Source organism: Lacibacter sp. H407 (genome assembly GCF_037892605.1).
In the GTDB taxonomy this organism is placed as follows: Bacteria; Bacteroidota; Bacteroidia; order Chitinophagales; family Chitinophagaceae; genus Lacibacter.
This window is the reverse complement of sequence record NZ_JBBKTU010000001.1, coordinates 3,700,074-3,713,102: the sequence shown is the minus strand read 5'-3', so window position 1 is coordinate 3,713,102 and position 13,029 is coordinate 3,700,074. Positions and strand designations below refer to the sequence as shown.

General features: G+C 40.5%; 17 protein-coding genes. 3 read left to right on the top strand and 14 right to left on the bottom strand.

Annotated features, from left to right (window positions below):
* Positions 1–43: 43 nt before the first annotated feature.
* From WG989_RS16035 to WG989_RS16015, 5 genes are all read right to left on the bottom strand, one after another.
* A complete protein-coding gene (locus WG989_RS16035) occupies positions 44–241 on the bottom strand; it encodes a DUF4440 domain-containing protein (RefSeq protein WP_340430944.1) in 198 nt (65 codons plus the stop codon).
* 59 nt (positions 242–300) lie between these two features.
* Positions 301–522 carry a nuclear transport factor 2 family protein gene (locus tag WG989_RS16030; RefSeq protein WP_340430942.1) on the bottom strand — a complete coding sequence of 74 codons (222 nt, stop codon included), beginning with the start codon at positions 520–522 and terminating at the stop codon, positions 301–303.
* A 73-nt stretch (positions 523–595) separates the two neighbouring features.
* Positions 596–1,072 carry a nuclear transport factor 2 family protein gene (locus WG989_RS16025; protein WP_340430941.1) on the bottom strand — a complete coding sequence of 159 codons (477 nt, stop codon included), beginning with the start codon at positions 1,070–1,072 and terminating at the stop codon, positions 596–598.
* Positions 1,073–1,151: 79 nt separating this feature from the next.
* The gene (locus WG989_RS16020) at positions 1,152–1,760 is read right to left on the bottom strand and encodes a flavodoxin family protein (protein ID WP_340430940.1); all 609 of its coding nucleotides are present in this window, start codon (positions 1,758–1,760) and stop codon (positions 1,152–1,154) included.
* A 30-nt stretch (positions 1,761–1,790) separates the two neighbouring features.
* Positions 1,791–2,774 (bottom strand): aldo/keto reductase, encoded by a 984-nt coding sequence (locus WG989_RS16015; RefSeq protein ID WP_340430938.1) that lies wholly within the window; start codon positions 2,772–2,774, stop codon positions 1,791–1,793.
* 151 nt (positions 2,775–2,925) lie between these two features.
* Between WG989_RS16015 and WG989_RS16010 the strand changes: the two genes are divergently transcribed.
* A complete protein-coding gene (locus WG989_RS16010; protein WP_340430936.1) occupies positions 2,926–3,822 on the top strand; it encodes a helix-turn-helix domain-containing protein in 897 nt (298 codons plus the stop codon).
* Positions 3,823–3,840: 18 nt separating this feature from the next.
* Here the strand turns inward: WG989_RS16010 and moaCB are convergent, their stop codons facing one another.
* From moaCB to WG989_RS15970, 8 genes are all read right to left on the bottom strand, one after another.
* Positions 3,841–4,758, bottom strand: coding sequence for a bifunctional molybdenum cofactor biosynthesis protein MoaC/MoaB (moaCB, locus tag WG989_RS16005; RefSeq protein ID WP_340430934.1), 918 nt, complete (start codon positions 4,756–4,758; stop codon positions 3,841–3,843).
* A gap of 3 nt (positions 4,759–4,761) precedes the next feature.
* On the bottom strand, positions 4,762–5,202 hold the full coding sequence (locus WG989_RS16000) for a molybdenum cofactor biosynthesis protein MoaE (RefSeq protein ID WP_340430932.1): 441 nt from the start codon (positions 5,200–5,202) through the stop codon (positions 4,762–4,764).
* Positions 5,192–6,325, bottom strand: a complete 1,134-nt coding sequence (gene moeB, locus WG989_RS15995; protein WP_340430930.1) for a molybdopterin-synthase adenylyltransferase MoeB — start codon at positions 6,323–6,325, stop codon at positions 5,192–5,194. Before moeB ends, WG989_RS16000 begins: the two co-directional genes overlap by 11 nt.
* Positions 6,326–6,328: 3 nt before the next feature.
* Entirely contained in the window at positions 6,329–6,553 is a 225-nt protein-coding gene (locus WG989_RS15990; protein WP_340430928.1) for a MoaD/ThiS family protein, read from the bottom strand.
* Positions 6,554–6,592: 39 nt separating this feature from the next.
* Positions 6,593–7,324, bottom strand: a complete 732-nt coding sequence (locus WG989_RS15985) for a sulfite exporter TauE/SafE family protein (RefSeq protein WP_340430926.1) — start codon at positions 7,322–7,324, stop codon at positions 6,593–6,595.
* A 5-nt stretch (positions 7,325–7,329) separates the two neighbouring features.
* Positions 7,330–8,508: a molybdopterin molybdotransferase MoeA gene (locus WG989_RS15980; protein WP_340430923.1), complete on the bottom strand. Its 1,179-nt coding sequence runs from the start codon at positions 8,506–8,508 to the stop codon at positions 7,330–7,332.
* Positions 8,509–8,692: 184 nt separating this feature from the next.
* On the bottom strand, positions 8,693–9,673 hold the full coding sequence (gene moaA / locus WG989_RS15975) for a GTP 3',8-cyclase MoaA (RefSeq protein ID WP_340430922.1): 981 nt from the start codon (positions 9,671–9,673) through the stop codon (positions 8,693–8,695).
* Between the two features lie 25 nt (positions 9,674–9,698).
* Entirely contained in the window at positions 9,699–10,526 is an 828-nt protein-coding gene (locus WG989_RS15970) for an MOSC domain-containing protein (protein ID WP_340430921.1), read from the bottom strand.
* 125 nt (positions 10,527–10,651) lie between these two features.
* Between WG989_RS15970 and WG989_RS15965 the strand changes: the two genes are divergently transcribed.
* A complete protein-coding gene (locus WG989_RS15965) occupies positions 10,652–10,951 on the top strand; it encodes an Rdx family protein (protein ID WP_129129099.1) in 300 nt (99 codons plus the stop codon).
* A 5-nt stretch (positions 10,952–10,956) separates the two neighbouring features.
* Positions 10,957–11,541, top strand: a complete 585-nt coding sequence (gene mobA, locus WG989_RS15960; RefSeq protein ID WP_340430915.1) for a molybdenum cofactor guanylyltransferase — start codon at positions 10,957–10,959, stop codon at positions 11,539–11,541.
* Here mobA and WG989_RS15955 read toward each other — a convergent pair.
* Entirely contained in the window at positions 11,527–13,023 is a 1,497-nt protein-coding gene (locus WG989_RS15955) for a rubredoxin (protein ID WP_340430913.1), read from the bottom strand. The genes mobA and WG989_RS15955 overlap by 15 nt on opposite strands.
* Positions 13,024–13,029 lie beyond the last annotated feature (6 nt).

Below are 13,029 nucleotides of genomic sequence, written 5' to 3'. Positions count from 1 at the left end.
CTTTATTGTACCCATACAACTTTCTTTTTTATGTTCGATACAACTAATGTTTAATTTGATGTGTATCCCGAACGCTGCTGAATGTTAGCGCCAATAACTTCCAATTGCCTTGTTGCTTTTTGTATACTTCAGTAACTGTAAATTCAGTTACAGCATCGGTGTTGCGAACCATAGCGGTCAGCGTAATGCGGTTCCAAACAGTGGCAACGTCATCAACAATTTCTACTGCAACGTCGTGCACATCTGCTTTTTTGTACCAGATGCTTCCTGTTTTAATGATCTCCAGTTCCTCGGCCTTTTTCAGGTTCCACTCATATGCACAAATTTTGATTGATCGTGAAAGAGGGTGGCCAGCTTATCTACATTCTTATCTGCCATCCACTGCCATTTCTCTTTCGAGAGGCTGATAATTTCCTGCTGCGAACTGGCGTTGTTGGCAGAGGACGAACTGTTCTTTTGTGATGAACAGCCTATCGTTAAGCTTATTAGTAAAAAATACATTCCTGCAATTGACAGTTTCATATAGCTACTTTTTTATTGGTTTAACGATTTATCTTTTTAGCACTTTCGGGTTTAAAATATTGCTTCAAAAATGCTATTTATTAGTATCGTTCAATTTAACCGGCCTCATCAACTTTGAAAACGTAAGTGAACCCATCGTCCATTTCCCATTTTCTTTGATATATACTTCCGTAACCATAAACGGATTGACCACTTCGTTTCCGCCAACAACAGCCACTAAGTCGATGTCGTTTAACAGGATGGCTGTATTGCCAATAATGTTCACAGAGGCTGAGTAAACTTCTGCTTTCTTATACCAGATGCCACCGCTTTTGATCACGTTGATCTCCTGTTCCTTTCCCCAGCTTCCGCCCATATGCACAAACATCGATTTCGCATGAAAGAGCGAGGCAAGCGTATCTGTATTTTTATCTGACATCCAAAGCCATTTCTGCTTTGAGAGGTTAATGATCTCCTGCTCTGTTGCAGAAGGATTACCGATTGTTTGTTGCGCAGTGCTGCATTGTACAGTTGCTAACAAAAAACAAAAGCCAAGCATCGTTAATTTCATATTGTTGTATTTAAATGTTTACGATTCGGAATTGTTGTTGATTTATTCTCTATCATTATTTAATGTAAGGCATTTAAAATTAGAAAGCTTTTGCCGCTTTTTGTAACCACTTCTTTACTTCAATTTCCACCTGCTTTTCTTTTTCTCCCAGCATTACAAATAAAACCCCGTCTCTTTCTATCCCTCCTTTTGTTGAAAACCCGTTCAGCACGCTACAGCCCGTACATAATGTCTTTAAAGTTTCAAAACCACTTCCCACACCATAGCCTGCATTTGTATTAAAAGGAATCACTGTTTTTCCACTCAGATCATATTGCTTTAAGAAAGTTTTCATGGGTGGTGGCAATTGCATTCCCCATGTAGGAAACCCAATGAACACAATATCGTATTGCCCGATGTTGTCAATCTTTGTTTTCAAAGGCGGCAGAAATCCTGTTGCATTTTCTTTTGCCACCTGCTCTACTATTGTTTTGTAATCTTCGGGATAAGGATTGGCAAGTACTAATTCAACTAAAGTGCCACCGGTATTTTTGTGGATGATCTCTGCAACTGCCTTCGTGTTTTTTGTTCGGGATAGATAAACGATCAACACATTCTTGTCTTTCAATTCCTGCTGAGCTGTTGCACAGCCAGAAAGAAAAACAAAAGCGATCATGAATGTTACGATATATCCGGAATTCAATTTCACCTCAATTAATAGTATTGAACAGTAGAAAAATTATTTACCAACGAGGTTCTGCAATTTCTGAGGATACCTTGCTCCTTGTACATTTATTTCAGCCAATACAGTTTCTATTTCCTGCAACTCAGCTGATGATAATTCAATGGAAACTGCTCCCATGTTTTCTTCAAGACGATGCAATTTTGTTGTTCCTGGAATGGGTACTATAAACGGCTTCTGTGCCAATACCCACGCTAAAGCAATCTGTGCATTGGTTGCATTTTTTTCTTTCGCAATCTTTCCAATTGCTTCTACAACCAACTGATTTGACTTCCTGTTTTCTTCTGAAAAGCGTGGTACAATATTTCTGAAATCAGTTTTATCAAATTGCGTGGTTTCATTAATGGCTCCTGTTAAAAATCCTTTACCCAACGGACTGAATGGTACAAAGCCAATACCCAGTTCTTCAAGTGTTGACAAAATCTCTGCTTCAGGTTCTCTCCACCACATGGAGTATTCGCTTTGCAGCGCAGTTACAGGTTGAATGGCATGTGCTCTCCGAATAGTTTGCACACCGGCTTCACTCAACCCAAAATGTTTCACTTTGCCTTCTGCAATCAAGTCTTTTACTGTACCGGCTACATCTTCAATCGGCACTAGCGGATCAACTCTGTGCTGATACAACAGATCGATCACATCTGTTTGCAAATGTTTCAACGAAGCTTCTACTACTGTTCTTATTCTTGCAGGATGACTATCTAAACCTTTTGTTGAATCACCATCCTTGAAACCAAATTTGGTAGCGATCACTACATCATTGCGATATGGATTTAGTGCTTTTCCCAACAATGCTTCATTGGCACCTTGACTGTACGCTTCTGCCGTATCAAAAAATGTTACACCCAATTCCACTGCTTTTTGAATAAGTGCAACTGCATCTTTCTCATTTGTTGCAGGGCCATAACCAAAAGTTAATCCCATGCAGCCTAAACCTAATGCGGAAACTTCTAACCCGCTCTTTCCTAATGTTCGCTTTTTCATACCCATCCTTTTGTTTTACAAAGGTGACTTTAATAAACCACCCTTACGTTATACAGATTACTGTTTTACCTACCAAGATTACTGTTTTGGCCTTGAGGGTTGGGTAACAGATGAGGAAAGCTGTAGCTTTGATAGAGTAAAATATTTTGCTATGAATGAGATGCGCAGATTTGAAACCATTAACGATTACAATGTTTTCAACAACAACGAAACCAGACATCCGCTGGTGAGTGTGGTTGACTTATCAAAAGCGGCTCCACGCCAGGGTTCACGCATGTACTTTGGATTCTACACCATCTTTTTGAAAGATGTAAAATGTGGCGACTTAGTGTATGGCCGTCATACCTACGATTACCAGGAAGGCACATTGGTTTTTCTTGCGCCGGGACAGGTTGCAGGTGTAAACAATAATGGCGAAACGTATCAACCAAAAGGACATGCATTGGTTTTTCATCCTGATCTGATACATGGCACTTCGCTTGGCAGGCATATACAGGATTATAGTTTTTTTGGTTATCAATCGAACGAAGCATTGCATTTATCAGAACGTGAACGAAAAATTATTCTCGATTGTTTTTCAAAAATTGAATTTGAATTGGAGCAAGCCATCGACAAACACAGTAAGCGATTGATCGTATCGAATATTGAATTGTTTTTAGATTATTGTATTCGTTTCTACGACCGCCAATTTATTACACGTGACAATCCGCATAAAGGCATCCTCGAAAAATTTGAGAATTTATTAAATGACTATTTTCAATCAGACAAACCACAAACAGTCGGTTTGCCTTCTGTAGCTTATTGTGCAGGTGAATTGAATTTATCAGCCAACTATTTTGGCGACCTTATTAAAAAAGAAACCGGTAAAACGGCACAGGAGTACATTCAATCAAAAATGATCGATGTTGCGAAAGAACGGATCTTCGACCGGAGTAAATCAGTAAGTGAAATAGCGTATGAGTTAGGATTCAAATATCCGCAGCATTTTACACGACTGTTTAAACAACGTGTCGGGCAATCGCCGAATGAATATCGCAATCTGAATTAAGCAGAATTCGTTTGGTTTTTACTTCTCATCGTGCCGCATTCCCTTCGCCACCCGAAATAAATGCAACACATAAGGGAACAATGCATCCATGGTTTCTTCTGCTCCTTTTGTTGAGCCGGGTAATGTAATTACGAGTGAGTTACCGATAAAACCTGCAACACCTCTCGATAACATCGCATACGGTGTACGTTGTTGACCATAGCTGCGGGCAGCTTCCATCATACCGGGAATTTCCCTATCGAGTAATGGTTGAATAGCATCGGGCGTAATATCTCTGGGTGAAAGCCCGGTGCCGCCTGTAAATAAAATGAGATTATAGTTTTCTTCGCTGTATTTTTTTGCTTTGGCTTGAATCACATCAAACTCATCAGGGATAATTTCATACACTGATGCTTTAAGTTGATGTTGTTCTAATTTTTGGAGAATAGCTTTGCCGCTGCGGTCTTCTTTTGTACCTGCTGCAACAGAATCGGAACAAACAATTACTGCAGTGCGGATGCTTTCTTTCAGTTCATCTTTGAAATCTGTTTTACCACCTTTCTTACTTTCGAGTTTGATGGAAGATATTTCAACGCCTTTATCCAAGGGCTTCAACATGTCGTACATGGTTAGTGCAGTGATAGCTGCGCCATGCATTGCTTCTACTTCCACTCCTGTTTTATAAATGGTATGCACTTCAACTGAAATCAAAATACTTAAACCATCGATTGAATGTTTGATGGAAGCAAACTCAACCGGCAACGGATGACAATCAGGAATCACATCACTTGTTTTTTTGATGGCCAACAAGCCGGCTGCACGTGAAAATTCAAAAACGTCGCCTTTGGGAACGGTTTTGTTTTGAATAGCAGCAATGGTTTCCTGTTTAGAAACAGTAAGTAATGCTGTGGCAATTGCCTGGCGTAAGGTTGTTGATTTATGCGTAATGTCGACCATTGTTTATTGATTTACTTTCCATTGATGCGTTTCATCTTCGAATAATTCCTTTCCCCAAACCGGTAATTCTGTTTTAATGCGTTCCACTACTTCGTTGCAGGCATCAATGGCTGCACGGCGATGTGCGGAGGATGTAAACACAAACAAACAGATTTCTCCTGCTGCCACTGTACCCAAACTGTGATGAATATGCATACAGGTGAGTTCATATTTAGCAAACGTCTCTTCACGAATGACATGCATCTTTTCTAATGCCAGTTCTTCGTAAGTCGTATATTCAATGGCTGTTACTTTCTTCTCATCAATTACATCTGCCCTCACCTGCCCTAAGAAAATGCTATGTCCGCCAATATTCGTTTTTGAACTATGCTTGGCAATACTGTCAGCAATAAAGGCAGGATCAATAGCTCCTTGCGTAAATATATTCTTGGGTTTACGTTCCATTACACGGTTTATTTTTTTGCTGCACCCATTGCTGAATACCGCCTTTTAAACTATAGATCTTTTTTGAGCTGCCAAATAATTCAGTCAACTGTTTAGCCGCTGCAGCACTTCGCTTGCCTGATAAACAAAATACAACAATCGTATCTTCTGTTAACCACGAGGTATGTTGCTGCAATTGGCTTAACGAAATCTGCATATGACTGAATTCTGTTACAACAGGCAGTTCATCTTTTTCCCGCACATCAACAATAGCAGCTTTGCCTTGAGCAATCATTTCATTAAATGCAGTTGCGTCAATTTCGTTTGCAAGTGTAGCAGTGCTGCACAACCAATCATAATCCGTTTCTTGCAATACTTCTATTGTTGCAGGAATGAGTGATGCTGTTTCTGAACGTTTGCTCAATTCAAATTCATAGGTTTGATTGTTGAGTGTGTTATAGGTAAATAATTTATTTGCCAGCAACAATCCTGTGCCTGTAATGCGTTTAATGGTTTCATTCGCCATCATACTGCCGATGATACCGGGCAATACACCCAGTACACCCGCTTCAGCACAGTTCAATACTTCGCCTTCTTTTGGCGGATGCGGAAACAGATCACGGTAATTGGCTGAGAGTTCATTGTTTTGTTGTACATTAAACACAGTCACCTGTCCTTCGTATTGTGAAATAGCACCATAGACCAATGGCTTATTCAATAATACACAGGCATCATTCACTAAATAACGTGTAGCGAAATTATCGGAGCCATCGACGATCAAATCAAATGCAGAAAGAATACTTACTGCATTTTTATTTGTCAAACGTTCATTGTAAACAGTAAACTTCACTTGCGGATTCAGCTGTTGCAATACTTCAACAGCACAATCAACTTTCGGCCTGCCAATCATTTGCACATTGTACAACACCTGACGATGCAGGTTTGAAAGCGACACTACATCATCATCTACAATACCAATACTACCTACACCGGCCGCAACAAGATATTGCAACACCGGACAACCCAACCCACCTGCGCCAATTACCAATACAGATGCCGACAACAGTTTCTGTTGTGCTTCGGCACCAAATCCTTTCAGGATCAGTTGGCGTTGATAACGTTCGTATAGTCTGTCGTTGTTCATGTTTTATCCGCCGGAGAAAGGAGGTAATAAAGCAACCGAGCAATTATCAGCCAAAGAAGTATTTGTTGAGATCGCTTTTTTATCAACTGCAATCATATATTTTTCTGCAGCAAGCAATGGATATTGCAAACGTAATTGCTCCAACAACTCATCGGTTGTTTTCACATTATCTATTGTAAGCGAAGCGCCTGCAATTTCAACCAGCTTTCCAAAAAATAAAACCTCCACACGCATCATTGTTGTATTAAGCAGCAAAAATAAACCAACTCAGGTTACCAATAGTTTTACCGCAGCAATTAATAATACCGTTGCCAGCATATATTTCAGCATCCCCTGTTTCAACTTAACCGAACCGAAATAAGCACCGGCCAGTCCTCCCGCAAAAGCTATGACTACATAGAGATACATATCCGTTGTAAATTGAATACCTTTTGTTAATTGTCCAGCCAAACCTGAAAGTGAGTTGACGAAAATGAACAAAGCGCTTATTGCTGCCGCCTGTTTCATGTCTGCCCACTTTAACATTAAAAGTATTGGCGAGAGAATAATTCCTCCTCCTATTCCGATAAGTCCGGAGAGAAAACCAATTGCTGCTCCAATTACGACAGCTAACCCCGCATTTACTTTCTTCGGTTCATCTACCTGAATATTACTGAAGAAAAGAAATCTTGCAACCGGTATCAATAAAAGCAGACCAAGAATTTTCTTATAAACATCCGCATCAATACCAACCTTGCCACCAAAATAGGCCATTGGAACCGATAGTAAAGCAAATGGCCAAAAGACATTCCATTTAAAAAAACCACCCCGATAAAACTGGATAAACGATGTAAGCGATACAAATAAATTCAGCAACAACGCTGTTGGTTTCATTACTTCAGGTGCTATACTGAAAATGGCCATCAGTGCCAGGTAACCGCTGGCGCCACCATGCCCGACTGAAGCATATAAAAATGCAACAAGAAATAAAAGAATATAAAACAGGTAAATAAAGTCCATTGCAGTTAAACAGGTAAAAGATGAACAGTGACGGTATCGTTTGTTTTGTACTCTTCTTTCTCCCCATTCAGCACCAATAAACAATTGGCTGTTGCAAAGGAATTTAATTTGTACGATTCCTGTGCAGTTAAGGGCAACACCGATTCGCCGTTGTAATATGCTTTCTGAAACTGTGTAAGTCCCGGTGGCTTGATGCAATCTTTCGCCAGAACTGTTTGCACGGTCTTTAATTGTAGTGGACGTTTTGTTTGAAGAGCCAATGCTTCGGTTACGTATTCATAAAAACAGGTGAGTACCGACGAAGGATTGCCAGGTAAACCAAACACCAGCTTGTTCGCTTTCGAACCAAAGAACAATGGTTTTCCGGGCCGTTGTTTGATTTTATGAAATTGCTGTTTTACTCCACAAGCAGATGCAGCCTTCAATACAAAATCGTAATCGCCCACACTTACACCACCGGTGAGTAATACCAGATCACTTTCATTCAACGCCTGTTGCAATATTGCCGTTAACACTTCGGGATCATCTTCTGCCTTATAAATTTGATGAACCGGAAGATGCAGCGATGCCAAGGCAGTCGTTAAACTGTATGAGTTTGATTCATAAACTTGCCCGTACGCCAATGCTTTGCCCGGCTCTTGTAATTCGTTGCCGGTAAGGATGATGCTGATAACCGGATCAGGAATAACAGATACTTCTGTAATACCGATCCCTGCTAAAAAACCAATTGCAGCAGCGGTAAGCACACTTCCTTTCGGCAAAGCCAGTTCACCGGCTTTTATTTCGGAGCCAACGGAACGAACATTGCTGTTGCGTTGCAGTTTATCATCTTCAATAATTAAGATGCCATTTTCTGTTCTTACTTTTTCCTGCATCACCACCGTATCGGCTCCTGCAGGAACAGACGCTCCTGTAAAAATGCGGATAGCTTTACCGGCTGCCACTTCAACAGATGATGAGCTTCCTGCAGCCATTTCTCCTTCGATGATCAATTCTTTTTGCAGATCATCAAATGCAAATGCATAACCATCCATCGCCGATTGCGGAAATGCAGGAATATCAACGGTTGCAAATACATCGGCTGCCAATATTTTCGCTCTTGCCTGTAACAGGGAAACCGTAACAGGGTTTAATGCTGTTACATTTGATGAAATAATTTGTTTTGCTTCTGTTACAGAGATCATTTTAGTTAGGTGAATGGTTTGGGGTGAAAGGTATAAGGAAAACACATCTTACAATTACCTTACAGCTTTTATGTTATGCTTTTGGGGTTCTACTTTCTGCTATCCCGTCCGACGAGGGCGTCTGACGTGGCGTACTTCTAGCTTCGTACTTTGTACTTTCAACCCTGAACTTCCCACTTTCTCCTCATCCTCCAATGCCGATCATACTCCGGTTATGAATCGTTTCTGCATTGATGTGTTCAAAGTCGGCAGTGAATTGTCCGCCGAGTTCTTTTGCTTTATCAGCAATATTTTGTTGGATGAGTTCGGTTACATCTTGCCCACTTCGTAATGCAGTTAATAAGTCCATTTCCTTTTCAGCGAACAAACAGTTTTTCATTTTACCATCTGCGGTTAAACGCATGCGGTTGCAACTGCTGCAGAAAGGCGCACTCATGGTACTGATGACAGAAAATGTTCCTGTATGACCGGGAACGATATAACCTTTCGCAGTATCATGTTCTTCATTTTTCAACGGAAGAAAAGAATATTGTTGATCAACTACCTGTAATATCTCTTGCCAGGTAAATACCTGGTTGCTTGTCCATTGGTTACCGCTGAAGGGCATAAATTCAATGAAGCGAACATGCACAGGTGTGTCTTTTGTCCACGTAATAAAATCATTGATCTCGCCATCATTCAAACCTTTCATCACCACCACATTTACTTTTACGTGAAAGTTGCGGTTGATGAGCAGCTGAATATTCTCCATCACTTTTTGAAACTGATCTCTTCGTGTAAGATGCTGAAAAGTGGCAGCTTGTAATGTATCGAGACTGATGTTGAGTGAACGCACACCGGCTTCTTCCAGCACATCAACAAACTCATGCAATCTTGTCCCGTTTGTGGTGAGCGTAAGTTTAACCGGCAACTTTGCCAAACGAAGAATAATATCTGCTGCATCTTTCCGTACCAATGGTTCACCGCCTGTTAAGCGGATCTTATTGACGCCGAGTTGTACAAATGTTTTTGCCAGCGATTCAATCTCATCGGCTTGCATCAGATTTGCTTGCTTCGTAAACTCATAATCCTCTTCCGGCATGCAATAAAAGCATCGCAGGTTGCAGTTATCGGTTAACGATATCCGCAAATAATTATGTACACGATTATATTTGTCGATCAACATATTCTTCTTTTTATTTAAGAGATGATCAGGCGTTCAACTGCAACGCTTCTTTTACCTGCACAACCTTCAACTCATCTCCCACTTTAATCATTCCCTCGTTCTTGTATAAAATATTCTGTCCGAAATACACTTTGTTATTTCCTGTTCTGTACGATGCTAATGTTTTCAACGGTTCCTTTGAAGTAATGCCGGTTTCCTGGTCGGTGGTTGTTACCACGCATCTTGCACAGGGTTTTACCGCATACAAATCAATTCCGTTGATCTGAAAATGTTTCATCGTGTCCTCTTCAAATGCAGCTCCACCTGTGAACACAATGTTCGGACGAAAGCGATTCATCGGTACAGGACTTTCTAAACGGTTGTTCAAATCATCCAGCGATGCCTGCCCGATCATTAATAACGGATATGCATCAGCGAAACCGGTGATCTCCATATTCAGCGCATAACCGGCATCCACTCTTCGTTTACTTACATCGGGCATATACATCAACTTACAGGACATGTTCAGCTTTTTTGAAAACCACTCATTCGCTTCAGTGCTGATCTCAATTGCATCACACACATCATCCCAAATTTGTACAGCGGTCAATTCGCTGCCCGTTGGATACAAGGTAAGGCTGATCTTGTCAGCTTCATTTCCCTTTTCATAAACGGTTAATTCATTTGCATGAATGGCTGTACGCAACAGCGCCATCTGCGGAAACTCCCGTTGTGTTAAAAAACGATTGTCATCACCCACCAACATCCATCGCCGGTCGTGTTCAAGCCCTCTGTCGGTTAAACGTGCCGAGCGGAGTTCAATTCCACCCAATGATTTAATGGGATACACATATAAATGGCTGATTGAAAGCATACCTAAAATTACAGTATTTGCAAACGTCTGCCAGCTTTGCTTTTGCCGCAAAGAATAATTTTTAACAGACTAAAATAACAGTAATTTTATAACGCTCTTTTATCCTTAACAATCAAGTTCAACACATGAAACCCGTTATTACCATTGAATACTGCCCCAAATGTCATTGGCTGTTGCGTTCTGCTTACATTGCACAGGAGTTACTCACAACCTTTGAAAACGAATTAAAAGGCGTTACACTGCAACCAAGTGAAGTAAGCGGCGATTTTCATATTTCTATTGATGGCAAAGAGATCTTCAACCGTAAAACCTATGGCGGCTTTCCTGAGATCAAAGAATTGAAACAGGTGGTGAGAGATATTGTAAGTCCGGGTAAAAGCCTTGGACATGCTGATACAAAACCACATCATCAAAGTTCACTTTAGTTGTTATGATCGGAATTATTTTATGCGGCGGACAAAGCACAAGGATGGGCAGCGATAAAGGCTTGCTGAAACTTGAAGCAAACACATGGGCGCAAACGGCTGTTGACAAACTCAGCATACTGGGTATTCCTGTAAAACTTTCGGTGAATCGGCAACAGCTGAATGATTATGCAGAAGTGTTTGCAGCAGATGATCTTTTTGTTGATGCAGCTTCTTTACAATTGCACGGGCCATTGCTTGGCGTGCTAAGTGCTCATCTGCAATTCAATACTGAAGATCTGTTTGCGTTTGCCTGTGATATGCCGCTGATGGAACCAATATTGATCAAAGAGCTTTCTGCTGCGTATAAACAAAATCCCGGCTATGATGCGTATGTGTTTATGAACGATCATGAACCTGAGCCATTGTGTGCTATTTATACTGCAAAAGGATTGGCAACTATTTTCGACATGCTGCAAAACGGTTCATTAACACGGCACAGCATGAAGTTTATGCTCGATCATTTAACTGTGTTCAGCATTCAATTAAATGATGCACAGAAAACGTGCTTCCGCAATTTTAATGCACATGCTGAATTAAACGGCTTGTAATCCCAGTTTCGATTTTTCAATTCTTGTAAAGCTTTCTTTCCCTGCATCGCATAAAGGGCAGCAATAATCTGCAGGCAACGATTCGAATTTTACACCTGCTGCAATGTTGCTTTCAGGTTCGCCCACCGATTCATCATACACAGTTAAACAATCAGTACATTGATGAACATATTGTGCAACTGGTTTCTTCTCCACTTCTTTTTTTGCAGGTAATACCTTTTCAACAATAGCCATCTTTCCTTCACGGTTCTGGTAAAATGCATTTACCGAACGACGCAACTGTTCTGAAAGTAAAAACTTTGGATTGTTGCTGCTAAACACAAATCCTGTACGAGCATTGGGGTTGAAATCGTTGGCACAAAGAATATCGTAGAGATATAATAATTCAAAACCGAATAACTTGATCAGCGGTTTACGTTTCACCAAAATACTACTGAACACTTCACTCTTGTTTCTTGTTTTAATACCAATACAAAGACCGAATGTTCGGATGTCTTCATTGTTCAATTGTTTGACGAGATAATTTTTCAACGCTAATCCTTCACTGCAATCATCTTCCACCTGGAAGTTTAATTCGTTGGCTGCATGACGTACATTGAGATGATATTTATCCAGTAACAAACTCCATTTACGTTTATCCTTTTCGTCAATCCCTTTTACAATAATGCTCTTCCATGGTGTAGAACATAGCTGTCCGATCTTGGTTTCCAAACAAAGCTTACATACTTCTTTCAGGAAATCAACACTAAACAATTCATCTCTACGGTACACACCCATCCAGTACTTAGTGTTGTTATATTTATTGAAGCCTTCGTAATAAGGCAGGTTGAATGACGGCAACTGCACAGGTTTTTCAACAGGCTTGGTAATATAACGATCTGTATGAACCAGTTTCATCAATGTTTCACCTTGCGCTTCTGCATTATCAAAAAAGCGGTCACGATGATTGGCGATGATCTCTTCAATTTCTTTCGACACTTTAGCAACATCGTTCGTGTATACTAACTGGTTCCATTCGTAAATGGTATTTGTTTTCGGGAAACGAATAAACAGATGCCAGAAATGTGCAGCTTCACTTGCAGCCACCCAGTTGATGTTACCGGTAAGCATCGGCGTGAAACTCTGGTTACTGTCGCTTACATTTATTTTTAATGTTGGCTGATAATCGATGCCATCAAAAATATCTTTGTACACACCTTCACTCAACCAGGTATTGTTGATGAAGATTTCTTCAGCAGGATAAGAACTCACAATGTTTGGATAATGCACACTTCCTGTTTCGTATGCAATATCGATCAGATCCAGTTCGCTCAGCAATGATTGCCTGTTTTCAACACTTACACTAATAAGCAATTGCTGACGCAAACCAAAACTCACATGTTTAATGCCTGCTTTAGTAGCAGCCACTAAAATATTATACAGATCGCCGGGTGAAATAATTCCACCACGAAAATTGATCTTTATGGTTGTACTGCTGTTCATACACAC

Excerpts from the sequence above, each read along its gene's own strand:
- WG989_RS16030 (WP_340430942.1), bottom strand. The coding sequence starts at position 522 with ATGAAACTGTCAATTGCAGGAATGTATTTTTTACTAATAAGCTTAACG.
- WG989_RS16025 (WP_340430941.1), bottom strand. The coding sequence starts at position 1,072 with ATGAAATTAACGATGCTTGGCTTTTGTTTTTTGTTAGCAACTGTACAA.
- WG989_RS16015 (WP_340430938.1), bottom strand. The coding sequence starts at position 2,774 with ATGAAAAAGCGAACATTAGGAAAGAGCGGGTTAGAAGTTTCCGCATTA.
- WG989_RS16010 (WP_340430936.1), top strand. The coding sequence starts at position 2,926 with ATGAATGAGATGCGCAGATTTGAAACCATTAACGATTACAATGTTTTC.
- moaCB (WP_340430934.1), bottom strand. The coding sequence starts at position 4,758 with ATGGTCGACATTACGCATAAATCAACAACCTTACGCCAGGCAATTGCC.
- WG989_RS16000 (WP_340430932.1), bottom strand. The coding sequence starts at position 5,202 with ATGGAACGTAAACCCAAGAATATATTTACGCAAGGAGCTATTGATCCT.
- moeB (WP_340430930.1), bottom strand. The coding sequence starts at position 6,325 with ATGAACAACGACAGACTATACGAACGTTATCAACGCCAACTGATCCTG.
- WG989_RS15985 (WP_340430926.1), bottom strand. The coding sequence starts at position 7,324 with ATGGACTTTATTTACCTGTTTTATATTCTTTTATTTCTTGTTGCATTT.
- WG989_RS15980 (WP_340430923.1), bottom strand. The coding sequence starts at position 8,508 with ATGATCTCTGTAACAGAAGCAAAACAAATTATTTCATCAAATGTAACA.
- moaA (WP_340430922.1), bottom strand. The coding sequence starts at position 9,673 with ATGTTGATCGACAAATATAATCGTGTACATAATTATTTGCGGATATCG.
- WG989_RS15970 (WP_340430921.1), bottom strand. The coding sequence starts at position 10,526 with ATGCTTTCAATCAGCCATTTATATGTGTATCCCATTAAATCATTGGGT.
- WG989_RS15965 (WP_129129099.1), top strand. The coding sequence starts at position 10,652 with ATGAAACCCGTTATTACCATTGAATACTGCCCCAAATGTCATTGGCTG.
- mobA (WP_340430915.1), top strand. The coding sequence starts at position 10,957 with ATGATCGGAATTATTTTATGCGGCGGACAAAGCACAAGGATGGGCAGC.
- WG989_RS15955 (WP_340430913.1), bottom strand. The coding sequence starts at position 13,023 with ATGAACAGCAGTACAACCATAAAGATCAATTTTCGTGGTGGAATTATT.